Origin of the sequence: Kushneria phyllosphaerae (assembly GCF_900312995.1) — a bacterium.
Classification (GTDB): domain Bacteria; phylum Pseudomonadota; class Gammaproteobacteria; order Pseudomonadales; family Halomonadaceae; genus Kushneria; species Kushneria phyllosphaerae.
In genome coordinates this window covers 819,912-840,699 of sequence record NZ_ONZI01000002.1, presented here as the reverse complement: position 1 = coordinate 840,699, position 20,788 = coordinate 819,912, and the positions used below count along the sequence as shown (strand labels likewise).

21 protein-coding genes are annotated in these 20,788 nt (G+C 60.5%); 8 read left to right on the top strand and 13 right to left on the bottom strand.

Going from position 1 to position 20,788, the window contains the following annotated elements; all coding sequences use genetic code 11:
• The first annotated feature begins 66 nt into the window (after positions 1 to 66).
• Positions 67 to 783 carry a type 1 glutamine amidotransferase gene (locus tag KSP9073_RS09785; protein WP_108842754.1) on the top strand — a complete coding sequence of 239 codons (717 nt, stop codon included), beginning with the start codon at positions 67 to 69 and terminating at the stop codon, positions 781 to 783.
• A gap of 66 nt (positions 784 to 849) precedes the next feature.
• On the opposite strand, the gene KSP9073_RS09780 is transcribed toward KSP9073_RS09785, so the two are convergent.
• Positions 850 to 1,884 carry an FAD:protein FMN transferase gene (locus tag KSP9073_RS09780; RefSeq protein WP_108842753.1) on the bottom strand — a complete coding sequence of 345 codons (1,035 nt, stop codon included), beginning with the start codon at positions 1,882 to 1,884 and terminating at the stop codon, positions 850 to 852.
• 136 nt (positions 1,885 to 2,020) lie between these two features.
• Here KSP9073_RS09780 and KSP9073_RS09775 point away from each other — a divergent pair, with 136 nt between their 5' ends.
• Together KSP9073_RS09775 and KSP9073_RS09770 are read left to right on the top strand one after the other, a co-directional pair.
• Positions 2,021 to 2,980, top strand: a complete 960-nt coding sequence (locus tag KSP9073_RS09775; RefSeq protein WP_108842752.1) for an alpha/beta hydrolase — start codon at positions 2,021 to 2,023, stop codon at positions 2,978 to 2,980.
• A 198-nt stretch (positions 2,981 to 3,178) separates the two neighbouring features.
• The gene (locus KSP9073_RS09770) at positions 3,179 to 4,645 is read left to right on the top strand and encodes a carbon starvation CstA family protein (RefSeq protein WP_108842751.1); all 1,467 of its coding nucleotides are present in this window, start codon (positions 3,179 to 3,181) and stop codon (positions 4,643 to 4,645) included.
• 101 nt (positions 4,646 to 4,746) lie between these two features.
• Here the strand turns inward: KSP9073_RS09770 and KSP9073_RS09765 are convergent, their stop codons facing one another.
• The 5 genes from KSP9073_RS09765 to KSP9073_RS09745 form a co-directional block, all read right to left on the bottom strand.
• Positions 4,747 to 5,538, bottom strand: a complete 792-nt coding sequence (locus KSP9073_RS09765; protein ID WP_108842829.1) for a transporter substrate-binding domain-containing protein — start codon at positions 5,536 to 5,538, stop codon at positions 4,747 to 4,749.
• A gap of 128 nt (positions 5,539 to 5,666) precedes the next feature.
• Positions 5,667 to 6,392: an ABC transporter permease gene (locus tag KSP9073_RS09760; protein ID WP_108842750.1), complete on the bottom strand. Its 726-nt coding sequence runs from the start codon at positions 6,390 to 6,392 to the stop codon at positions 5,667 to 5,669.
• Positions 6,392 to 7,096, bottom strand: coding sequence for an ABC transporter permease (locus tag KSP9073_RS09755; protein WP_108842749.1), 705 nt, complete (start codon positions 7,094 to 7,096; stop codon positions 6,392 to 6,394). Before KSP9073_RS09755 ends, KSP9073_RS09760 begins: the two co-directional genes overlap by 1 nt.
• A 16-nt stretch (positions 7,097 to 7,112) precedes the next feature.
• Positions 7,113 to 7,886: an ABC transporter ATP-binding protein gene (locus KSP9073_RS09750; protein WP_108842748.1), complete on the bottom strand. Its 774-nt coding sequence runs from the start codon at positions 7,884 to 7,886 to the stop codon at positions 7,113 to 7,115.
• Between the two features lie 127 nt (positions 7,887 to 8,013).
• Complete coding sequence (locus tag KSP9073_RS09745) at positions 8,014 to 9,027, bottom strand: succinylglutamate desuccinylase (protein WP_108842747.1); 1,014 nt, start codon at positions 9,025 to 9,027, stop codon at positions 8,014 to 8,016.
• A gap of 174 nt (positions 9,028 to 9,201) precedes the next feature.
• Here KSP9073_RS09745 and KSP9073_RS09740 point away from each other — a divergent pair, with 174 nt between their 5' ends.
• Together KSP9073_RS09740 and KSP9073_RS09735 are read left to right on the top strand one after the other, a co-directional pair.
• Positions 9,202 to 10,107 (top strand): cation diffusion facilitator family transporter, encoded by a 906-nt coding sequence (locus tag KSP9073_RS09740; RefSeq protein ID WP_108842828.1) that lies wholly within the window; start codon positions 9,202 to 9,204, stop codon positions 10,105 to 10,107.
• 74 nt (positions 10,108 to 10,181) lie between these two features.
• Complete coding sequence (locus tag KSP9073_RS09735; RefSeq protein WP_108842746.1) at positions 10,182 to 11,432, top strand: ABC1 kinase family protein; 1,251 nt, start codon at positions 10,182 to 10,184, stop codon at positions 11,430 to 11,432.
• 13 nt (positions 11,433 to 11,445) lie between these two features.
• On the opposite strand, the gene KSP9073_RS09730 is transcribed toward KSP9073_RS09735, so the two are convergent.
• The 3 genes from KSP9073_RS09730 to KSP9073_RS09720 all read right to left on the bottom strand — a co-directional run bounded on the left by KSP9073_RS09730 (position 11,446) and on the right by KSP9073_RS09720 (position 12,710).
• The gene (locus KSP9073_RS09730; RefSeq protein ID WP_108842745.1) at positions 11,446 to 11,769 is read right to left on the bottom strand and encodes a DMT family transporter; all 324 of its coding nucleotides are present in this window, start codon (positions 11,767 to 11,769) and stop codon (positions 11,446 to 11,448) included.
• Positions 11,751 to 12,098, bottom strand: coding sequence for a DMT family transporter (locus KSP9073_RS09725; RefSeq protein ID WP_108842744.1), 348 nt, complete (start codon positions 12,096 to 12,098; stop codon positions 11,751 to 11,753). The genes KSP9073_RS09730 and KSP9073_RS09725 overlap by 19 nt, the downstream gene beginning before the upstream one ends.
• Positions 12,099 to 12,176: 78 nt before the next feature.
• Positions 12,177 to 12,710: a lipocalin family protein gene (locus KSP9073_RS09720; protein WP_243409177.1), complete on the bottom strand. Its 534-nt coding sequence runs from the start codon at positions 12,708 to 12,710 to the stop codon at positions 12,177 to 12,179.
• A 136-nt stretch (positions 12,711 to 12,846) separates the two neighbouring features.
• Here KSP9073_RS09720 and KSP9073_RS09715 point away from each other — a divergent pair, with 136 nt between their 5' ends.
• Positions 12,847 to 14,490, top strand: a complete 1,644-nt coding sequence (locus KSP9073_RS09715; protein WP_279310056.1) for a methyl-accepting chemotaxis protein — start codon at positions 12,847 to 12,849, stop codon at positions 14,488 to 14,490.
• 89 nt (positions 14,491 to 14,579) lie between these two features.
• Here KSP9073_RS09715 and KSP9073_RS09710 read toward each other — a convergent pair whose 3' ends face one another.
• Entirely contained in the window at positions 14,580 to 15,659 is a 1,080-nt protein-coding gene (locus tag KSP9073_RS09710) for a tartrate dehydrogenase (RefSeq protein WP_108842742.1), read from the bottom strand.
• Between the two features lie 45 nt (positions 15,660 to 15,704).
• Positions 15,705 to 16,613, bottom strand: a complete 909-nt coding sequence (locus tag KSP9073_RS09705) for an alpha/beta fold hydrolase (RefSeq protein WP_243409176.1) — start codon at positions 16,611 to 16,613, stop codon at positions 15,705 to 15,707.
• A gap of 91 nt (positions 16,614 to 16,704) precedes the next feature.
• Between KSP9073_RS09705 and KSP9073_RS09700 the strand changes: the two genes are divergently transcribed.
• Positions 16,705 to 17,610, top strand: a complete 906-nt coding sequence (locus KSP9073_RS09700; protein ID WP_108842740.1) for a LysR family transcriptional regulator — start codon at positions 16,705 to 16,707, stop codon at positions 17,608 to 17,610.
• A 57-nt stretch (positions 17,611 to 17,667) separates the two neighbouring features.
• Here KSP9073_RS09700 and KSP9073_RS09695 read toward each other — a convergent pair whose 3' ends face one another.
• Entirely contained in the window at positions 17,668 to 18,108 is a 441-nt protein-coding gene (locus KSP9073_RS09695) for a hemerythrin domain-containing protein (protein ID WP_108842739.1), read from the bottom strand.
• A 307-nt stretch (positions 18,109 to 18,415) separates the two neighbouring features.
• On the opposite strand from KSP9073_RS09695, the gene KSP9073_RS09690 reads away from it, so the two are divergent.
• Positions 18,416 to 19,885 (top strand): glycosyltransferase, encoded by a 1,470-nt coding sequence (locus KSP9073_RS09690; RefSeq protein ID WP_108842738.1) that lies wholly within the window; start codon positions 18,416 to 18,418, stop codon positions 19,883 to 19,885.
• A 19-nt stretch (positions 19,886 to 19,904) separates the two neighbouring features.
• Here KSP9073_RS09690 and KSP9073_RS09685 read toward each other — a convergent pair whose 3' ends face one another.
• Positions 19,905 to 20,582 carry a TVP38/TMEM64 family protein gene (locus KSP9073_RS09685; protein ID WP_108842737.1) on the bottom strand — a complete coding sequence of 226 codons (678 nt, stop codon included), beginning with the start codon at positions 20,580 to 20,582 and terminating at the stop codon, positions 19,905 to 19,907.
• Positions 20,583 to 20,788: the final 206 nt, after the last annotated feature.

Genomic DNA, 20,788 nt, shown 5'->3' with positions numbered 1-20,788 from the left:
GATAACAGAATTCGATAAAAGCGTCTGATGACAGTGTCTGTTGATAGAAAAAGGGTGTAACCACGCATGAAAGTCGGTCTGCTGCAGTGTGATGATCTGGCCCCCCATGTGGCCAGTGTGCATGGCAACTATCCAGCCCTGTATGCGGGGCTTTTACAGGCGGTGGACCCCGCCATCGAATTCGTCACCTGGCGGGTTCACGACGGTGAGCTGCCCACCGAATCTGATGTGGTCGATGCCTGGCTGATTTCCGGCAGCAAGGCCGGCGTCTACGAGGGGCATGCCTGGATCGAGTCGCTACTGGCCCTGATTCGCCGTCTACACGCCGAGCATCAAACGGTGGTGGGCATCTGCTTTGGCCACCAGGCGATGGCGCAGGCGCTTGGCGGTCGTGTGGGGAAAAGCGATCGCGGCTGGGGCGTGGGGGTGTCGTTTAATACGGTGATACATCATAAACCGTGGATGACGCCCGGGCAGGAAGGGCTGGATCTGATCGTCAGTCATCAGGACCAGGTACTGGCCCTGCCGGAAGGCACCGAGGTGCTGGCCGAAAGCCCGTTCTGTCCCTTTTACCTGCTGCAGTATGGTGCCCGCTTCATGAGCGTTCAGGGTCATCCCGAGTTCTCGAAGGCATGCAGCGCAGATCTGATGGCCGACAAGGGCGACAGGCTGCCGGACCGGCGTCGCCGCGAGGCCATGGCCTCGCTCAATGCCCCGGTCGACGATCATGTCATGGCGCGCTGGATCGTCAATTTCATGCGTGATGGCAGCGCTGCCGACTAGACCTTCTTGATGCTGGCAGCCCACCCGCGGGCCGGCTGCCTTTTTCTGTTCTGCCGATCGGTGGCGCTATTCCAGCGTGAGCCTTTGGCTTTTTTCCAGCGCCTTCGTGCGGCTGTCGGTAAAGTCGTTTTCTGCGTGGCGTTCGATGAGATAGACCGGCAGGCCTTCACTGTCCGCCACGGTAGTGCCGTCCTCTCGTCCCAGACAGAGCATGGTGGTGGCCCAGGCGTCGCTGACGGCGGCCTCGGTGCCAAAGACGGTGGCCGAGACCAGATCATGCGTGGCGGGGTGGCCACTGCGCGGATCGATGATATGGCCATAGGCATGGCCGCTGTCGTCAAAATAGCGGCGGTAGGTACCAGAGGTGTTGAGAGAGAGCCCCTGGCGGTCGTTGACGGTCACGATATGGCCGGCGCGGCGCTCGCCGGGGCTTGGCGTCTCGATCCCGACCCGCCAGGGCTCATCGTCCGGCTTGGTGCCGCGGATGCGCATGTCGCCGCCCAGCTCTGCCAGGTAATCGTGAATGCCATGGGATTCCAGCATTGCGGCAATCTGATCCACGCTGAAGCCTTCGCCCATCGAGGATAGATCGATGGAAAGCTCGGGAATCGTCTTGCGGATTTTTCCGGCGCTGGCGTCGATCTCGAGATGCTCAAGGCCGATATGCGTCATGGCCTCACGGATGTCCGCTTCCGAGGGCACCTGGAAATGTTCGTCCTGAAATCCCCACAACCGAAACAGCGGAGCGACCGTCGGGTCGTAGCAGCCCTGCGACTGTTCATTGACGCGGCGTGCAATCTGCAGCAGATGAATGACGTCGGACGGCGCTGCCTGCCAATTGGTACTGCGACTGTCGTTAAAGCGTGAAATCCAGGAGTCGTCACGATAGGTCGAAATGTCCTGATCGATCTTTGTGAGTACCCGGGTCAGGTCCGCCTCGATGTCTCCATGAGCGGGGGCATCCTCGCCCCACCACTTGATGTGATAAGTGGTGCCCTGTGCCTCACCCTGAGCCAGTTCGACTTCGGGGACGCGGTCACAGCCGGTCAGCAGCATGGCGGCGATAATGGGGTAAAGGGGGGCAAGTGTGCGAGTGTTCATGAGCAACCGTTAACAGAAGTGAGTCCGTGTCCAGGACCATGACTGTGGTGAAAATCGCATACATTGTGCGTCATCGCGACGCGCAGCTCCATTCAGGTTAGGCTGAGGGCTTGGAGCCACGTCAGAGGAGGGGAATATGCCACTAGATTCGCAGTTTGGACGCTGGCTGCAGGAAGCCGCAGAAAGGGCGCCGGATGTCAGCGCCATGAGTGTTGCCCAGCGCCGCGCTGTCGCCGATCAGGCCAATCTGAAACTTCAGCGCCCGCCGCTGGCGTATCCGGTCGCAGAAATCAGGGATATCTCGATTCCCGGCCCGGGCGGCGCCATGACACTGCGACTTTATTACCCCTTCGTACACGGCTCGAGCGGGCCAAGACCCGTCACGGTATTCTTTCATGGCGGTGGTTTTGTCACCGGGTCGCTGGCGACCTATGACGTGATCTGCCGCGCGCTGTGTCGCGCCTCGAAAACCATCGTGGCCTTTGTGGATTATCGTCTGGCACCGGAGCATCCGTTTCCGGCCGCGCCCGATGATGCGCTGGCTGCCGTGCGCTATATCGGCCGTCACGCCGGCAGTTTTGGTGGCGACGACACCCGTCTGGCACTGGCCGGGGACAGTGCCGGTGCGCTTCTGGCAGCGCTGACAGCGCTGCGGGTACGTGATGAGGGCGGGCCAACGCTGCGCGGTCAGTGCCTGCTCTATCCCATGCTGGATTTTCAGCGCGACGGGCTGGATTCGCTGACACGCCATGCCAGCGGTTATGGTTTCACTCGTGAGGCGCGCGACTGGTACATCCAGCAGTATCTGCCGGATGAGAAAGCCCGCGCCCATCCGTTCAATACGCTGCTCGAACCGCAGGACCTGTCCGGGCTACCGCCGGCACTGGTCATGACGGCAGAGTTTGATCCGGTGTGTGACGAAGGCGTGCGCTATGCCGAGCTACTGGCCGAGCAGGGCGTGCTGACGCGTCACAGCCACTACTACGGCATGATTCACGCCTTTGTTCGAAGGCTTGGTCAGCACATTCAGGCCGACCAGGCCATTGATGAATGCGGGGTCTGGCTGCGCCGTATGCTGGTACCTCCTGCCGGCTGATGCCCGCTCTCGAGCGCAACGCTCAAACACTTTCAGGACTGCGACCTTGGTCTATACAACCAAGGTCCATCTGTTGACCTCTCCAGCGTGTGAATAAGCTCTGCAGGTTACAAAAACCTCACAGGCAACCTTGGCCGCGCTGGCCGGATCGAGACGATTCAGGAGATGGCGTGCGCAAGGGTCAAGGAGAATGTTGATATGGTGACCTTTCTGGCCGGGATCCTGCTGCTTGTCGTGGGGTATTTTACCTACGGCAAGTTTGTGGAACACGTTTTCGAATCCAATCACCGCCGTCCCACACCGGCACATACCCTGCGCGATGATATCGATTATCTGCCCATGGGCACCAAGCGCAACGCGCTGATCCAGCTTCTAAACATCGCCGGTGTCGGACCGATCTTCGGGCCGATTCTTGGCGCGCTTTATGGCCCGGTGGCCTTTATCTGGATCGTGGTGGGCTGCATCTTCGCCGGCGCCGTGCATGACTATCTCACCGGCATGATCTCGATTCGCAATCACGGTGCCCACCTGCCGCAGCTGGCCGGCAAGTTTCTGGGCCGGGTGATGAAGCATGTGGTGAACTTCTTTGCGCTGCTGTTGCTGTTGCTGGTGGGTACTGTCTTTGTGACCGCACCGGCGACGCTTTTGGCCAACATGCTGCCGGTCTCGCTGACGGTCATCACGCTGGCCATTTTTGCCTACTATCTGATCGCCACGCTTCTGCCCATCGACAAGGTCATCGGACGTATCTACCCCTGGTTTGGCGCGCTTTTGCTGTTCAGTGCTGCCGGAATCGGCATCATGATGATCGTACGTGGCGCCCCGATTCCGGAACTGAATTTCTCCAACATGCATCCGGACGGCGCCCCCATCTTTCCGCTGCTGTTTCTGACCATTTCCTGTGGCGCGCTGTCCGGCTTTCACGCCACCCAGACGCCGATCATTTCGCGCACTACCGGCAATGAGAACAACGGCCGCAAGATTTTTTACGGCATGATGATCACTGAAGGCGTCATCGCCATGATCTGGGCGGCGGCTGCCATGAGCCTGTTCCATGGCGACAACAGCCTCTCTCAGGTACTGGCACAGGGTGGCCCGGCCGCCGTGGTACAGAGCGTGTCGGTGAATCTGCTGGGCGCGGTAGGCGGTACGCTGGCCGTACTGGGCGTTATCGTATTGCCGATCACTTCGGGCGATACTGCGTTTCGCAGCGCGCGCATGATCATTGCCGACTATCTCCACATCGCTCAGCGTCCGATGGCCAAACGCATCATGGTGGCGGCTCCGCTGTTCGTGATCTCCTATGGGCTGACCCATATGGACTTTACGCTGCTGTGGCGCTATTTCTCCTGGGCCAACCAGACCACCGCCGTCATCGCACTGTGGGTCGCTACCATGTACCTGATTCTGGCCAAAAAGGCTTACTGGATGACGCTGCTCCCGGCGCTGTTCATGACCATGGCGACGTTTACCTACATTGCCTGGGCACCGATCGGTTTCGGACTGCCCCTGACCGTGGCCTATATTGTGGCCGCGCTGGGCACCGCCGTGGCACTGGCGCTGTTCATGAAGCGGGTACGCAGACTCTCCGGCGGTATCTTTGCCGTGGATGAGCCGGCAGAGCCGGGCACCTCAGGGGCCATGCTGACCGGCGCGCCGGCCTGATCGTTCTGGCATTATGCTCATGGCGGACATGACCGCCCATGAAAAGGCCCCGTCAATGACGGGGCCTTTTCGTTTACGGCAAAAGGACTGCCGGGTCGCTGTCAGTTCTGGTCGGGCTGCGGGGCGTTGGTGCCGTCTTCATTGAAGTACTTGTCGTGGATCTCATCGTAGGTACCGTTGGACTTCAATGTGGCCAGTGCCTTGTCGAATTTTTCAGCCAGGGCCTTGTCACGCTGGCGAAAGGCAATACCAAAGCCATCACCGAAGTACTCTTTCGGTTCGGTCATCATCTCGCCCATGGTCTTGTACTTGCCGCCCTTGAGCAGCGCAGCCTGACCGGTGGGGTAGTCCAGAAATGCGATGTCCAGCCGCCCGGTTTCCATGTCGACGGCCACATCATCGGCACTGGCATAGCGCTGAATGTTGGCCACATCGCCAAACTTGTCGGTCACGTAGTTGTCCTGCACGGTGCCACGCTGCACGCCGATGTTCTTGCCCTTGAGATCGCTGGAGGCAACGCCTGCCATCTTCGTTGAAGTGGGCGCAAACCAGGCCGAGGGCGGCACCAGGTACGGATCAGAGAAAAGCACCTGCTGACGGCGTTCTTCATTAATGGTCATCGAGGACATGATGGCGTCGAACTTGCGGGACATCAGACCCGGAATAATGCCGTCCCATCCCTGTTCGACCCAGTTACACTTGAGCTCGGCCTGCTTGCACAGGGCGTTGCCCAGTTCAATATCAAAGCCTGCCAGCTCGCCGGAAGGCGTGCGGTATTCCATGGGCACATAGGGAATATCCACTCCGATACGCACCGTATCTTCATCACGCGCCTGAGCCGAGCCTGCAGCAATGGCTGCCCCCAGCAGTGAAACCGTCAGTAGTCTTTTCATCATTGTCTCTCTTTTTAAAAGGACCGCCCGGCGCACCGGGTCGACGCTGGATTATCACCATGATCTACCGGGCGGATGCAAGTGCTGTAACCGCATGTAAGGAAGATCCTGGTGATGTCTGGTAGACATCAGCGGGGCTGTAAATGGGCCAGCATGCGTTTTTCCAGCAGTCTGAAAATGCCCTGAATGGAAAAGCTCAGCACCATGTAGCACAGCGCCACAAAAATGAACGCCGAGAAGGGCGCGTAATAGCGCGAATAGATGTTGTAGGCCACGCCGGTCAGATCGGCAATGGTCACGACACTGGCAATGGCACTGGCGTGCAGCATGAAGATGACTTCGTTGCCGTAGGCCGGCAGCGCGCGACGCAGGGCGCTGGGCAGGATGATGCGCCGATAGGCCAGCATCGGTGACATGCCGTAGGCGCGTGCCGCTTCAAGCTCGCCTCTGGGTGTGGCCTTGATCGCTCCATAGAAGATCTCGGTGGTATAGGCCGCCGTATTGAGCAGAAAGGCCAGCAGCGCCGGATAGAGCGGGTCCTTGATCAGCGGCCATATTGCACTGTCCTGTACGCCCGGGATGAAGGCCAGGCCGTAATAGGCAATGTAGAGCTGGATCAGAAGCGGGGTGCCACGAAAGATCCACGTATAGAGCCAGATGCTCTTGCGTACGATCCAGATCGGGCTGGCGCGGCCAATGGACAGCGGTACGGCCAGAAACAGGCCAATCACCAGCGAGATAAAGACCAGCTGAACGGTGTTGACGAAGCCGCCCCAGTACTGGGCAAGCGTGGCCGGTGTGAAGATGGCGTTGTCACTGAGCCATGGGGCGAGAGACTGAAGAAGCTCCTGCATTATGACGCCTCCTCAAAGCCGGCGTTATAGCGTTTTTTCAACCACTGCATGCCGATTTCCGACAGTGATGTGATGGCCAGATACCCGAGCGCTACCGGAATCATGAACAAAAAGGTCTGGTGGGTGGCCCGTGTGGCCTCGGCGGCGACGCGCACCATGTCGGACAGGCCAATGATCGACACCAGGGCCGTGGTCTTTAACAGCACCATCCAGTTGTTGCCCAGACCCGGCAGGGCGTGGCGCATCATCAGCGGAAAGCGGATGTGGCGAAACAGTAGCCATGGGCTCATTCCAAAGGATTCGGCGGCCTCGATCTGGCCCTGATCCACGGCCAGAAAGGCGCCGCGAAAGGTTTCGGCCATGTAGGCCCCAAAGATCAGCCCGATGGTGATTACACCGGCCACAAACGGGTCAATATTGATGAAAATGTCCCAGCCCCAACGGTCATAGATCATGTCGGTGATCTGGTTGATGCCGATCTGGGCGCCATAAAACAGCAGCAGCATCAGCACCAGGTCCGGCACGCCGCGAATGATCACGGTGTAGATGATGGCCGGCAGGCGCAGTACGGCCAGGCGTGACAGACGGGCGCTGGCGGTCACAAGCCCCAGCACGACCGCCACCAGCAGCGAGAGTACCGCCAGCTCAAGGGTCAGCAGGGCGCCCTCCAGAAGACGGGGTCCATAGCCCTGAAAATCGATCATGGCAGTCTCCTTGAGGTTAGCGCCCGCGCGGTGCGAGAAACTGTTGCAGGCGAGGCGAGCTCGGGTGGTTCAGCACCTCGGAGGGGTGGCCCTGCTCCTCGACCATGCCCTGATGCAGGTAGACCACCTGATTGGAAACGTCGCGGGCAAAGTCCATCTCGTGGGTGACCACGATCATGGTGCGTCCCTCGTCGGCCAGCTCGCGCATGACCTTGAGCACATCGCCCACCAGCTCCGGGTCGAGCGCCGAGGTCGGCTCGTCAAAGAGCATGACCTCGGGCTCCATCGCCAGTGCCCGGGCGATGGCGCCACGCTGCTGCTGGCCGCCGGAAAGCTGGGCCGGGTAATAGTGCGCCCGGTCGGCCAGTCCGACCCGCTCCAGCAGCGCCATGCCCTGTTCCATCGCGCGGGCCTTTGGAATGCCGCGCACGTACACGGGGGCTTCGATGACGTTGGCAATCAGCGTCATGTGTGCCCATAGATTGAAGCTTTGAAAGACCATCGACAGCCGCGTACGAATGCGCTGTAGCTGGCTCCGGTCGGCTGGTTCACGCCCGTGGCGAGTCTGACGAAAGCTGATCGGCTCGCCATGCACGAGAATGTCACCGCTATCAGGCCGCTCAAGCAGGTTCATGCAGCGCAAAAAGGTGCTCTTGCCGGAGCCGGAGGCACCGATCAGGGTGATGACATCCCCTTTTTTGGCTTCCAGCGAAATGCCCTTGAGCACTTCGTTGCTGCCAAAGCGTTTATGGATGTCGCTGACGATCAGCGGAATGGAGGCGTCGGCCAAGGCACTCTCCTGAATGTTGTCATTTGTGGTATGAAGTCATGCAACAGGCCGTTTTTTGATGTGGCGACCCGAGGTGTTTGGCGGCGCATGTTAACAGGCCCGCCACGTGCGCGCCTGTCTGATGGGATCATCCTGTACCAGGATACGCCGCTGCCACGGGCCGGGCCAGCAATAGTGCTCTTGCCCCGCGCTCGACACCGGCATTGGGAAACACGACATGCACCGGGGCGTCCTTGACGATCCAGTCGCCGTAGGCACGGTCATGGACTACCCGGCTACCCGGGGGGAATTCGGTAAAGTTGGCAATGTCATCGGCAAAGCACAGGTGGAAGTCATCGCTTTCGCGCATGATTTCATCGACCACGGCAAAGCGCACAAGCGGCGTCTTGCCGGAAGGCTTGTCATGGGTGCCGGCGATGCGTGCGCGCAGCAGATCCAGCATGGGAGCGAGGGGCTCGAGGTCGTTGCTGCCAAAGGGCGCCACGCGTCCCAGTTCCAGCGTAAAGCCCTGAGCGCCATGATAGTGGCGACTGTAGTGCGAAAACGTCCAGCTGTGCTGATGCTGTGAAAGCCCGGCCTGAATGCCGGCATCGGCCAGTTGCTGCCAGACGGCGTCAGGGGTTGGCGTGTCGCTGAAGGGTTCGACGGCAAAGCGCGGATAGCGGCTGTCGCGGATGGCGGTATGCATGTCCAGATGCAATACAGGCCCGGCAACCCCGGCCACGAAGCGGTCCACGGCATGCATCAGCTCAAGGGCGCGCAGGCACTCGAATCGATGGTCATCCTGAAGCAGGGTCTCGCGGCGAAAAAGCCGGTTGAGGTTGGTGTCGAGATAGCGCTGCCCCTTGGCAATGGCGCGGCGGTTGCCCAGGATCAGCAGGGCAGGTGCCCCGACGCGCAGCTGCCCGGCATCAATCGCTGCCAGAAGCTCGCCAAACAGCTCGATCGGCGCCGTCTCATCACCATGGATGCCGGCCGAGATAATGGTGGCGCCCGGTGGTTCATGCGATCGCTGTGGTAATAGTGCCATGACCCCCGGGGCATACTCGACCACCGATACGCCTGGCAATGCGCCACAATCCGACCACACTGTCAGCTCATCAGTGGCGATGAACTCCGCAAAATAATCGCTCAGTGACATGTCCGCCCCTCGTTGTTATGCAATCGGCAGCCTGTAGTGTAAGCCAGGATGGCCGCATTCACGCCTGCTACCGCAGGGTAGAGGTGTTTCTGAAGCAGGTCGTTTTAAAAAGGATCGTCCAGGCAGGATTGCCTGAAGAAAAGTGTCTGAAGAAGAACGTTTCGGAGAATGGTCATGGATGCCCGTCTGGAGCAGCAAACGCTGAAGCGCTCGATTGCCGCGACGCTGTGCGTGTCAGTGCTCGGGATCGTTTTTGGCCTGATCTCGGGTTCGGAATCCATTCTTTTTGATGGCATGTTTTCGGCCATCGATTCGGTCATGTCGGCGCTGTCGCTTTTTGTGGCGCGTCTGGCCATGCGCGATAGCAGTGACCGGTTTCAACATGGTTTCTGGCATCTGGAGCCACTGGTGGCGGCGCTCAACGGCGCGATTCTGACGCTTTTATGCCTGTATGCCTTTCTCAATGCCGTGCAGGGCATCATCAAGGGCGGCCACACGCTGGCCTTTGGTCCGGCGCTGGGGTATGCCCTGGTGGTGGCCGTGATCTGTCTTGTCATGTACCGCATGGAAAAGCGCGTCAACGCCCGCATTGATTCGGTCTTCATTCGCATTGATGCCCAGAGCTGGCTGATGGCGGGCCTGATCACGCTGGCGTTGATCGCAGCCTTTGCCCTGTCGCTGGTGCTGGAGCGCACGGCCTGGGTCATCTATACGCCCTATGTGGATGTGGTGCTGCTGGCGGTTCTGACGCTGTGTTTTCTGCCCGTGCCCATTGGCATCGTGATTCGGGCCATGAAGGAGGTGCTGCTGATTGCGCCCCGCGAGCTGGACCAACAGGTGCATGCCGTGATGGAAAGCGTCATGCAGCGCGATGGGCTCAGGCACTACTACAGTCATGTGGCCCGCACCGGACGCGGTAACTTCATCGAGATCCATATCCTGACCACGCCCGAGTTTGCAGCCAATGCTGGCGTGGCAACGCTGGACGATGTGCGCACCCAGATCGGTGCGGCACTGAGCATTGCCCCGCAGCAGCGCTGGTTCACGGTTTGCTTTACGGCCGATGAGCGCTGGATGTAAATCATGCAAGGGACACCCAGTGTGCAGCGTTGCCCTTGGCGCTGGACCCTTAACGCTTGAAAGGAGTCACGTGAATGAGAGAGCGAGGCAGAACCCGACGAATGCTGGGCATGGGCGCGCGTACCGGCGGGGCCCTGTTGCGCTCGCGCATGGGGCGTGACGCAGGCTGGGAAGTACTCGGCGAACAGCTGTTCAACGAGCTTTCCGAGCTCAAGGGCCCGGCCATGAAACTGGCCCAGATCATGGCCCAGTGGGATGACCTGCTGCCCCCGGCGCTGGCCGAGCAGCTGGCGCGGCTGCAGCGTCAGGCCCGCCCCATGCCCTGGGAAGACATTCGCCGAACCCTGGTGGATGAGTTTGGCGACCTGGAGGCGGCCTTTGCCAATATCGAGCCCACACCCTTTGCCAGCGCTTCCATGGGCCAGGTGCATCGCGCCACCACCCATAACGGTGAGACGCTGGTTTTGAAAGTGCAGTATCCCGGTCTTGAGCGCGTGCTTGAGCAGGATCTGGTGCAGGTGCGTCGCATGATGCGCCTGATGCGCTGGATGAAGGTGCCCCAGGCCCGGCTGGATGCCATGTTTGACGAGTTTGCCGATAGCCTGCGCAAGGAGCTCGACTACCGCACCGAATTCGAGGCACTGGTGCGCTATCGAGCGCGTTACGCCGACAACGATGGTCTGCGCTTTCCCGAGCCGCTGGCGGATTATTCCGGTGACCGGGTGCTCGCCATGCGTTACCTGCCCGGTATCCCAATGCGGGAGGCGGAAGGGCTGGACGATAGTGTTCGCCAGACCCTGGCCGCCAACCTGGGCGACTGGCTGACCGAGGAGCTGTTCACGCATCGAGAGCTGCATGCCGACCCGCACGCTGGCAACTTTGCCACCGACGAGGAGGGACGGTTGATTGTCTATGACCTGGGAGCGGTGATCAGCGTGCCCGAGGCGCGGCTGCGCTCGATGATGCAGCTTCTGGGGGCGGCCATCGAGGATGATCCGATGGGCATGGATGAAGCGCTGCGCTCGATGGGCGGGCGCCAGGGCGAAGGAGCACCGCTGGCGCTGTATCGCGAATCGGCGGCCGCCATGCGACCGCTGTTCGAGCCCGGGGCGCAGGACTTCAGCGATGCGCGCATCCACTATCGGCTGCGCGAAATCAGCCCGAAGGTCTGGTCGGCCATGGACCGACTGCAGCCGCCGGCCGATACCATGCTGCTGTCACGCACGCTCAACGGGCATTACTGGAACATGGTGCGTCTCAAGGCGCGACTGGACATGCATGCACGCACTCGCCCGCTGCTGGCCTGGGCGCGAGAAGAACCGTAACGCTCTATTGGCGTCATTGACTGCCGGAAACCAGCTTGAGCCCGATCACCGAGGCAATGATCAGAGCAATGAAGCCCAGGCGGATCGGGCTTCTCGACTCGTCCCAGAACAGCATGCCCAACAGCGCGCTGGCCACCGTGCCGATGGCGGTAAAGACGGCGTAGGCGATCCCCAGACTGATCTCGCGCATGGCAAACGAGATGAACGCCAGCGACAGACCAAAACCGATCACCAGCATGGCCAGACCCTGCCGGCGCGAGCCGCGGTTGAACTTCTCGATGCCGGTCACGCCGATCACTTCCATGAGGCCTGAAACGATCAGTGCGAGCCAGTACATGACGCCTCCTTGTGACCGGAGGAGTAGAGTTTGAGGCCGACCACCCCGGTCAGCAGGGTCATGATCAGTATCAGCGTCAGGGCGTTGAAGGGCGCACCCAAAAAGGCAATATCCACTAACACGGTGCCCATCGCTCCGAGACCGACGAAGACGGTGTAGACCGTGGTGGTGGGGAGGGTGCGTGCCATCCACGTTGCCAGCCCCAGACTGAGGGTGACCAGCACCAGTGTGCTCAGCCACTCCAGAGGCCCCTGAGCATACTTGGCGCCCATCGCCCAGCCGATTTCACACAGCGTGGCCGGCAGCATCAGCCACCATTTTGACGCCATCAGAGCATCCTCCGGGCGGGGCCCGTCAGGGAAAGGCCCTGAGATATGAGTGGGACGGTAGCGATGTTCAGAGGGCGCTTATGCATGGTCATGAGACACCAGCATGAGTGCCCTGGTATCAAAGCCGTTCTGGCGGGCAAAATCGACCATGTGCTCGTACATGTCCGGCGTGATACTCGATGATCTGGCCAGCAGCCACAAAAAGCCGTGGTTGGGGCCGGCCACGATGGCGTGCTCGTAGCGGTCATCGAGCCACAGGATGTTATAGCCGGCGTAAAAGGGGCCAAAAAAGGACACCCGAAAGCGCCCGGTGCCGGAATCTTCTTCAAAAAAGGCCTTGCCCTCGGCTTCATCCCACTCGTTGTCATCAGGATTAAAGCCACGATTGGTGACTGCCACGCCGCCGTCATCTCGCATCGCGTAATGCGCCGTGACCTGTTCTAGGCCCCGCTCGAAGCTGTGATCCAGCCGCGCGATTTCATACCACAGGCCCAGATAGCGATTCAGCTCGAAACCTTCCACGGCCTGGCATCCTGTGGGCATTCCCGTTTCACCACCCATGGCACTGGCAAGGCTGCCCAGTAGCCCTTTTAGATCCGCCATGTCAGGCATGTCATGCTCCCTTCGGTCAAATGGATACGCTGTTGTCCTGAATGACCTCAAGTCTAGTCACTGTCGGCCGATGTTGTGCATTGAGTCGCGCCATTACGGTGCCGGTGATGGACGTGGGGTCCGAAGGGAGAGAAACATGGCGTCGCAGGCAGGCTGGACGGAAATGACATCGGGAGAGCACACGGCTCCTCACCACAACGCGAAAGTGACACAACGTCGTCGCGCCGGGTTCAGCCTGGGCACCTGGACGCTGAGAAAGAAGATGTTCGCCATTCTGGCCCTGATGTGGGTCGGCATGCTGGTGCTAGTGACCAGCATGGCATGGAATGCACGCGGGATGATGTTCGACGAGCGTCAGCGCAGCCTGGAGGCGACCGTGGGCGTGGCCAGTACGCTGTTTGCGCGTTATCAGGAGCGCGCCGGTGCCGGGGAGTTCACTCAGGACGAAGCGCGCCGCCGAGCACTGGATGCGCTGGCCGGCCTGCGTTTTGGCGATGACCGCCAGAACTATATTTTTGCCTTTGATGACAGTGCCCGTGTGCTGTATCACCCGCGTCGCAGTAGCGGCGAAGACATGTCGACTTACACTGATCCCAATGGCGTCGCCGTCTACAGCGAGCTTTTAAAAGAGGCTTTGGCTGGCGGCAGTGGATTCGTTAACTACGATTCCCGCGATGCCAGCGGTGATTCGTTGTTGCCCAAGCTGGGTTATGTCGAGCGCTTTGCGCCCTGGCAGATCAATCTGGCGGCCGGGGTCTATACCGACGATATCCAACACGCGTTCATGGCCAAGCTTTTCCAGTACATCGCGCTGCTGTTCGCGGTCGGTGCTGCCCTGACGGTGGCATTCTTGCTGTTGACCCGTAATATCTATCGCGGTCTGGGGGGGGAGCCTGCCTATGCCATCGACTGCGTTCGTGAAATCGCCGACGGCCGACTGGGCACACGCCTTGAACTGAAAAACGGTGACCGGACCAGCCTGCTCTACCATATTGAGCACATGCGCGCCGAGCTGGCCGACACCATTGCCAGCATTCGTCAGGCGAGTGAGTCAATCGATGTGGGCGCGCGCGAAATTGCCGCCGGCAATAATGACCTGTCTGCGCGTACCGAACAGCAGGCAGCGTCACTGGAAGAAACGGCTGCCAGCATGGAACAGCTGACCGCCACCGTGCGTCAGAACGCCGATAACGCGGCTCAGGCCACGCGCCTGTCCCAGACGGCGTCCAGTGAGATGGACGGAGGACGTGAAGTCATCAAGCGTGTGGTGTCGACCATGGGCGAGATTCGCGAAAGCTCCAGCAAGATCAGTGAAATCATCAGCATGATCGACAGCATTGCCTTCCAGACCAATCTGCTGGCGCTCAACGCTGCCGTTGAAGCGGCGCGTGCCGGTGAGCAGGGACGCGGTTTTGCGGTGGTGGCCGGCGAGGTTCGTCAGCTTGCCAGCCGCTCCGCGACAGCGGCCAGCGATATCAAGGCGCTGATCGAGCGCTCGGTGTCGCAGGTTGCCAGCGGCACCACGCTGGTGGATGAAGCCGATACCACCATGGCGACCATTACTCAGAGCTCGCGTCGGGTCAATGATCTGATGTCCGAGATTGCAGCGGCCTCCAAGGAGCAGACCAGCGGCATCGAACAGGTCAACCAGGCCGTCAGCCAGATGGACCAGGTGACGCAGCAAAACGCCGCACTGGTGGAAGAAGCGGCCGCCGCCGCCTCCTCGCTGGAAGAGCAGTCAGGGCGTCTTTATCAGTCGGTTGTCCGTTTCAATATCTGACCCGCGGGTTGTCTCTGAGACAAAAGGGGCCGCATCAAATGATGCGGCCCCTTTTTTGCGGTCCCTTTTTGTATCGAGACCATCGCTGATTAGCCAGCCTTGATTGCCTCGGCGACAGCTTCCCCCAGCTCACTGGTCGTGCCCTTGCCACCCAGATCCGGCGTCAGTGGCGCGTTTTCAGGGCCTGCGGCCAATACGCGTTCGATGGCCTCCACCATGGCCTTGCCGGCGTCAACGTGGCCGAGGTGTTCAAGCATCATCGCTGCTGACCAGATCTGGCCGATCGGATTGGCAATGCCTTTTCCAAAGATATCCGGCGCGCTGCCGTGAACCGGCTCGAAAAGACTCGGGAAGTGGCCTTCGGGATTGATGTTGGCCGAGGGCGCCACGCCGATGGTACCGGTACAGGCCGGGCCCAGATCGGAGAGAATGTCACCGAACAGGTTACTGGCCACGACCACATCGAACCAGTCCGGGTGCAGCACAAAGTTGGCGGTCAGAATGTCGATATGGAACTTGTCGACGTTGATGTCCGGATAGCCTTTGGCCATCTCCACCACACGCTCATCCCAGTAGGGCATGGTGATGGAAATGCCGTTGGACTTGGTGGCAGACGTCAGCTTTTTGCGCGGGCGAGTCATGGCCAGGTCAAAGGCAAACTTCAACACGCGATCGATGCCGGTCCGGGTCATGACCGTATCCTGAATCACCACTTCGCGGTCGGTGCCTTCAAACATCCTGCCGCCGACGCTTGAATACTCGCCCTCGGTGTTTTCCCGCACGACGTAGAAATCAATGTCGCCGGGCGCGCGGCCCGCCAGAGGGCTCTTGATGCCGGGCATCAGTTTGCACGGGCGCAGATTGACGTATTGATCGAAGGCGCGGCGAAACTGCAGAAGCGATCCCCACAGCGAAATGTGATCCGGCACGCGCTCGGGCATGCCCACAGCGCCAAAGAAGATCGCATCCATGCCGCCCAGTTGGTCGCGCCAGTCATCGGGCATCATCTTGCCGTGGCGCTCATGGTAGTCGCAGCTGGCAAACTCGAACTCCGAAAAGCTCAGATCCAGATTGAAGCGATGTGCGGCCGCTTCCAGCGCGCGAACGCCCTCGGGCATGACTTCATTACCGATGCCATCGCCGGGGATGACCGCAATGTTATGGCTCATGTTGAGCTCCTCTGATGGGCGACAGGAAAGACTGACCGAGCGGGCTCAGTCAGCGTTGAAAAACGCAAGGGCTTCCCGGATGACATCGTCGGGACACTCCTCGGGCAGATAGTGGCCGCAGGGCAGGGCACGGCCGCTGACCTCAAGGGCACAGGCCCGCCACAGTGTCATGGGATCGAACAGTTTCTCGATCACGCCGTGCTCGCCCCACAGCACCCTGAGCGGGCAGCGGATGCGATGCCCGGCATCTCGATCAATGCTGTCATGATCAAGATCAATGGTGTTGGCAGCGCGGTAGTCTTCACACATGGCATGTGCGGTGCCCGGCAGCCTCATTGCGGCCCGGTAGGCATCAAGGGCTTCGGTAGAGAAGGGCGCAAGCCCCGCGTGGCGACCGCCCATGACTTCCTCGATCCAGGCATCGGGACTGGCCTCGATCAACCGCTCCGGCAGTGGCGCGGGCTGAATCAGCAAGAACCAGTGGAAGTAGGCGCTGGCAAAGGCGCGATCGGTGCGCTCGTACATGTCTAGTGTCGGGGCAATGTCGAGAAACATGGCGCGCTCGATGTGCTCAGGATGATCCAGACACAGCCGATGGGCGACCCGGGCGCCGCGGTCATGCGCCAGCATGGAAAAGTGTTCGAATCCAAGCGCGGACATCAGCGCGACCAGATCAAGGGCCATGACACGCTTGCTGTAGCTCACATGTTCGCGATCGCCCGGCGGCTTTGAGGAGTGGCCATAGCCGCGCAGGTCCACCATGACGACATGGAAATGATCCTTCAGCTTTGGTGCCACCCGGTGCCAGATCACGTGTGTCTGCGGATGGCCGTGCAGCAACAGCAGGGGTGGCCCCTCGCCCCCGGCACAGCCGTGCAGGGTGACACCGTTCACGTCCAGATCGAAGGTCTTGAACAGCTCCAGCATGGTGGGCCCTCGCAGGATATGGGTCATGACCATTACTGTAGAGCATCGCGCGGCGTTTATAATCACCCGCTCACGCAATTGATTATTGAATCCAGGTAGATAATCGACGGGAGTGTTCATGAAGGCCATCAGTGATCTGCATTTTTTTCAGGTGCTGGCCCGACACGACTCGATGACGCTGGCTGCACAGGCGCTGGGGCTGTCGCTGTCGGCCGTGAGCAAGCGGCTGGCACAGCTGGAAAAGCGCCTCGGCGTTCAGTTGATGCGCCGAACCACGCGACGTCTGGTTCTGACCGGGGAGGGTGAGCACTATTTAAAGCGGGGGGCTTCGCTTTTGCAGGAGCTTGATGAGTTGGAGGCGTCGCTGGGCGCGCAGCGTCATGCGCTTTCCGGGCTGCTACGGGTCAATGCCACCTTTGGATTCGGTCGCGCCCATGTGGCGCCCCTGATCGAGCAGTTCACCCGCCATCATCCGGAAGTGGAGGTGCTGTTGGACCTCAGCGACTATCCGCGTGATCTGCTCGCTCATGATCTGGATATCGGCATCATCGTGGGCCCTGCCCCGGACTCACGCCTGCGTGCCAGGCGTCTGCTGGCCAGTCGCCGTATTGCCTGTGCCTCGCCTGACTATCTTGAGCGCGCCGGCCGGCCGACTACCCCGGAGGCGCTGGCCGATCACAACTGTCTGGTCGTGCGTGAGCGCGAGGCCGGTTTTGAGGACTGGCGCTTCATGAAAAACGGGCAGGAACACCGCGTGCGCGTCGGCGGCACGATGAGCAGCAACGATGGCGAAAGCGTGACGCACTGGGCCATGGCCGGGCACGGCATCATCTATCGTTCCTGGTGGCAGGTACAAAAGCCGCTGGCACAGGGCACGCTTGAAAGACTGCTGCCCGAGTTTGAAACGCCGCGCATGGATTTCATGGTGGTGCATCGCCAGCAGCGCTTTGTTCCGGAACGGATTGCCCGGTTCATTAATGCCATGACAGCGGGGCTTGCCGAACGGCTACCGCCGCTGCCCTGACATCAGACCAAACAGCAAAGCGGGCGCCTGCCGGAAGGGCTCGGGCACCCGGGGGGATCAGCTGTTCAGACGTTCCATTTCACTGCGGTATTCCTGACCCAGCCGCGTTTTCTCATCATCTTCAAATTTCTGGCCGGCCGAGATGAAAAACTGCTTCTCTTCATCTTCAAAGTGATGAAGCGCCATGTCCTGGAGCTTTTTGGCATAGCCCAGCCAGGCCGGCGAGCTGAAGTCGGTGCTTTCCATCTGTTCGATGACTTCATCCATCTCGTGATGCTCAGCGATGCCGTGACGGGATTTTTCAACGCCGGTGTCATAGGCCATCAGCGGACGATAGAAAAAGCGCTCCTCGGCGGTTTCATGCGTCTGAAGCGCCGCCTTGACGCGCTGGAAAAGCTCTTCTCGCCCATCGCTGTCACCATGGGTCTTGACCAGCAGGTCCAGCAATGTGCGCTGAGTGTCATGGTCCTTGCGGATCTCTTCAAAAATGGTGCTCATGGGGCGTGCTCCTTCATCTTTCGGTCAGCTTGTCAGGGTTGGGGCCAGGGTCAGGGCTGCGACCGTCAGGTGGCCGGCCATCCTGTTTTATGATGTCAGGGATTTATAGTGTCAGGGATCAACCTGTCGTGATGCCGCCTGCAGTGTAGTTCTCGTTACGCCGGAATGCCCGGCACCATACAGCTCTGTTAAACTCCGTCGGCTATAATGCGCGCAGGTGTCGAGGCCCTCGGCACGTATGCGCAGTCAGGTTTGTCAGGTGCAGCCGTCGGCTCAATTTTTGCAGGCCAGCACCAGGAGGAATGGCTTGAACATTTTGATGTTCACCAACACCTATAGCCCCATCGTGGGGGGGGTCAGCGAATCCGTGCAGCGATTCGTCGAATGTTTCAGGGCATCCGGTCATCGGGTGCTGGTCGTGGCGCCCACGCTCAACGGCCAGCCCGAGTCGGAGACCGATGTTATCCGTGTGCCCGCCATGCAGCGTTTCAACGGCAGCGATTTTTCCCTGCCGGTCACGATTCCGGGCTCCCTCGATGACGCCATTCGGGACTTTGCGCCCGATATCGTGCACTCCAACCATCCCTTTTTGCTGGGGGATACGGCGGTACGCGTCGCTCAGGGGCGCGGGCTGCCGCTGGTGTTTACCCACCACACGCTCTATGAGCATTACACCCACTATGTCCCGGGCAATTCTCCGGTAATGCAGCGCTTTGCGCTGGCGCTGTCCAATGGCTATTCCGAGCTCTGCGATACCGTGATTGCGCCCAGTGAAAGCATTCGCACCATTTTGCGCGAGCGTGGCGTCCAGACCCCGCTGGAAGTGGTGCCCAGCGGGGTCGATATAGAACGGTTCGGTCAGGGAACGCGCCAGCGCTGGCGTACCCATTTTGGCATTGATGAACACGCGCACGTGGTGGGGCATGTCGGACGGCTGGCGCAGGAGAAAAACCTGCCGTTTCTGACGCGCAGCGTCTGTCAGGCGCTGATTGATCACCCGAACATGCACTTCATGGTGGTCGGTGATGGTGACGAGCGCGATGCCATCCTGACCCGGGCCTATCAAATGGGGGTGGGAGAGCGGGTGCATCTGACCGGCGTGCTCAAGGAGCAGTCGCTCATTGATGCCTATCACGCCATGGACAGCTTTGCCTTTGCCTCCTTTAGCGAGACTCAGGGCATGGTCGTGGTCGAGGCGATGGCTGCCGGACTGCCCGTGGTGGCGCTTGATGCCACTGGCGTGCGCGAGGTGCTTTCCCACGAACGTAACGGCCTGCTGCTGCCGGAGCAGGATGAGCAGGCATTTGCACGGGCAGTGGGGAGTCTTTCGGACGCGATGCGCTGTCAAAGCCTGCGCCAGGGGGCACTGGATACGGCCGCCAGGTTTGATACCTGCAAGTGCGCTGATCAGTGTCTGGCAGTCTATCAGGGGCTGCTCGCGGCCCATCAGACACAAAAGACGTCATCGGGCAGTGACAAGACGGCCTGGGACCAGGCGCGGGCGCGACTGGAGGCAGAATGGAACCTGCTGTGCCACCGTGGCACGGTGCTTCGCCGTGTGTTCGGTGGCTCGAAACGGGTGGCGCCGCGCATGCGTCCGGTGCCGCCCACCGGGCAAAGGGTGCCGCTGGTGGAAGGCAGTCTGACGCCGATGGCGCAGGGACACTCTCCTCAACCCGGTGGCAGCACCTCGATGACCCCGGGAGAGGTGACCCTGATGCAGCTTCGGGACGATCTTGAAAGTAACGTCTCGTCCTCCAGCGGCAAAAAGCCCTGATATCACGACACCGACAGCGTCAGATCTGCTGTCGGTGTCGTGAGACCCATCGAAAGACCAGCCCCAGAACCATCACGCCCACCACTGCCGCGATCAGCCAGATGAGATCGTCGAGGCTGCGCGAGCGAATCAGCTCGCCCAGTCGACTGCCGGCCACCGTGACCGCTGCCAGCCCCGGCACGATGCCAATGACCGACCCGATCATGTAGACCCCATAGGGCATGCGACACGCCCCGGCAATCATGTTGGTGAAGGTGAAAGGCGCCAGTGGCAGCAGGTTGAAAACAATCATGGTGCGAATGCCATGGCGCGAGACGCTGTCTGCCAGGCGATGAATCCGATCGCCGCCGTAGCGGGTCAGCAGCTCTCGCCCCAGAAGGCGCCCTAAAAGCCACGTGGCGGTCGACGCCACCATGGTGCCCGCAAGCGCATAGAAAAGCCCCCACCAGGGGCCGAAGATCAACCCGGTGGCCCCGACCAGAATCGTCAGCGGAAACATGATCAGGCTGCCGATCATGTAGGTCAGCATCAGCGCCGGCGGCGCCCACCAGGACTCGCGCAGGCGCATGGTCTCGCCCAGCCACTGCTCGAGCTTTTCGGCCGTGAGGGCGTCGCCCATGGCAAGCCACTGCCAGAAACCGCCCATCGCCACCATGAGCACAATTACAATAATGACAAGCCACACACGCCTGTTCATGACAACGCCGTCCGCAGCCAGATAAGGGGCACGAGTCTAGTCAGGCCGTGCAGGGGCATCAACCGATGCTGTCATCTTAATGTCGGCTTCCTGTCATGAGGGTGTCGCCGGATGATCCAATCGGCACAGTCGCGGTCGTTGTCAGGACATTCCCTGTCAGCGTACCGCGACCATGAGCGTTTGCGATCAGGCGCAAAAATGGGTTG

What these genes read in the sequence shown, in the direction of transcription:
- KSP9073_RS09785 (WP_108842754.1), top strand. Translation starts at nt 67, where the DNA reads ATGAAAGTCGGTCTGCTGCAGTGTGATGATCTGGCCCCCCATGTGGCC.
- KSP9073_RS09780 (WP_108842753.1), bottom strand. Translation starts at nt 1,884, where the DNA reads ATGAACACTCGCACACTTGCCCCCCTTTACCCCATTATCGCCGCCATG.
- KSP9073_RS09775 (WP_108842752.1), top strand. Translation starts at nt 2,021, where the DNA reads ATGCCACTAGATTCGCAGTTTGGACGCTGGCTGCAGGAAGCCGCAGAA.
- KSP9073_RS09770 (WP_108842751.1), top strand. Translation starts at nt 3,179, where the DNA reads ATGGTGACCTTTCTGGCCGGGATCCTGCTGCTTGTCGTGGGGTATTTT.
- KSP9073_RS09765 (WP_108842829.1), bottom strand. Translation starts at nt 5,538, where the DNA reads ATGAAAAGACTACTGACGGTTTCACTGCTGGGGGCAGCCATTGCTGCA.
- KSP9073_RS09760 (WP_108842750.1), bottom strand. Translation starts at nt 6,392, where the DNA reads ATGCAGGAGCTTCTTCAGTCTCTCGCCCCATGGCTCAGTGACAACGCC.
- KSP9073_RS09755 (WP_108842749.1), bottom strand. Translation starts at nt 7,096, where the DNA reads ATGATCGATTTTCAGGGCTATGGACCCCGTCTTCTGGAGGGCGCCCTG.
- KSP9073_RS09745 (WP_108842747.1), bottom strand. Translation starts at nt 9,027, where the DNA reads ATGTCACTGAGCGATTATTTTGCGGAGTTCATCGCCACTGATGAGCTG.
- KSP9073_RS09740 (WP_108842828.1), top strand. Translation starts at nt 9,202, where the DNA reads ATGGATGCCCGTCTGGAGCAGCAAACGCTGAAGCGCTCGATTGCCGCG.
- KSP9073_RS09735 (WP_108842746.1), top strand. Translation starts at nt 10,182, where the DNA reads ATGAGAGAGCGAGGCAGAACCCGACGAATGCTGGGCATGGGCGCGCGT.
- KSP9073_RS09730 (WP_108842745.1), bottom strand. Translation starts at nt 11,769, where the DNA reads ATGTACTGGCTCGCACTGATCGTTTCAGGCCTCATGGAAGTGATCGGC.
- KSP9073_RS09725 (WP_108842744.1), bottom strand. Translation starts at nt 12,098, where the DNA reads ATGGCGTCAAAATGGTGGCTGATGCTGCCGGCCACGCTGTGTGAAATC.
- KSP9073_RS09720 (WP_243409177.1), bottom strand. Translation starts at nt 12,710, where the DNA reads ATGCCTGACATGGCGGATCTAAAAGGGCTACTGGGCAGCCTTGCCAGT.
- KSP9073_RS09715 (WP_279310056.1), top strand. Translation starts at nt 12,847, where the DNA reads ATGGCGTCGCAGGCAGGCTGGACGGAAATGACATCGGGAGAGCACACG.
- KSP9073_RS09710 (WP_108842742.1), bottom strand. Translation starts at nt 15,659, where the DNA reads ATGAGCCATAACATTGCGGTCATCCCCGGCGATGGCATCGGTAATGAA.
- KSP9073_RS09705 (WP_243409176.1), bottom strand. Translation starts at nt 16,613, where the DNA reads ATGACCCATATCCTGCGAGGGCCCACCATGCTGGAGCTGTTCAAGACC.
- KSP9073_RS09700 (WP_108842740.1), top strand. Translation starts at nt 16,705, where the DNA reads ATGAAGGCCATCAGTGATCTGCATTTTTTTCAGGTGCTGGCCCGACAC.
- KSP9073_RS09695 (WP_108842739.1), bottom strand. Translation starts at nt 18,108, where the DNA reads ATGAGCACCATTTTTGAAGAGATCCGCAAGGACCATGACACTCAGCGC.
- KSP9073_RS09685 (WP_108842737.1), bottom strand. Translation starts at nt 20,582, where the DNA reads ATGAACAGGCGTGTGTGGCTTGTCATTATTGTAATTGTGCTCATGGTG.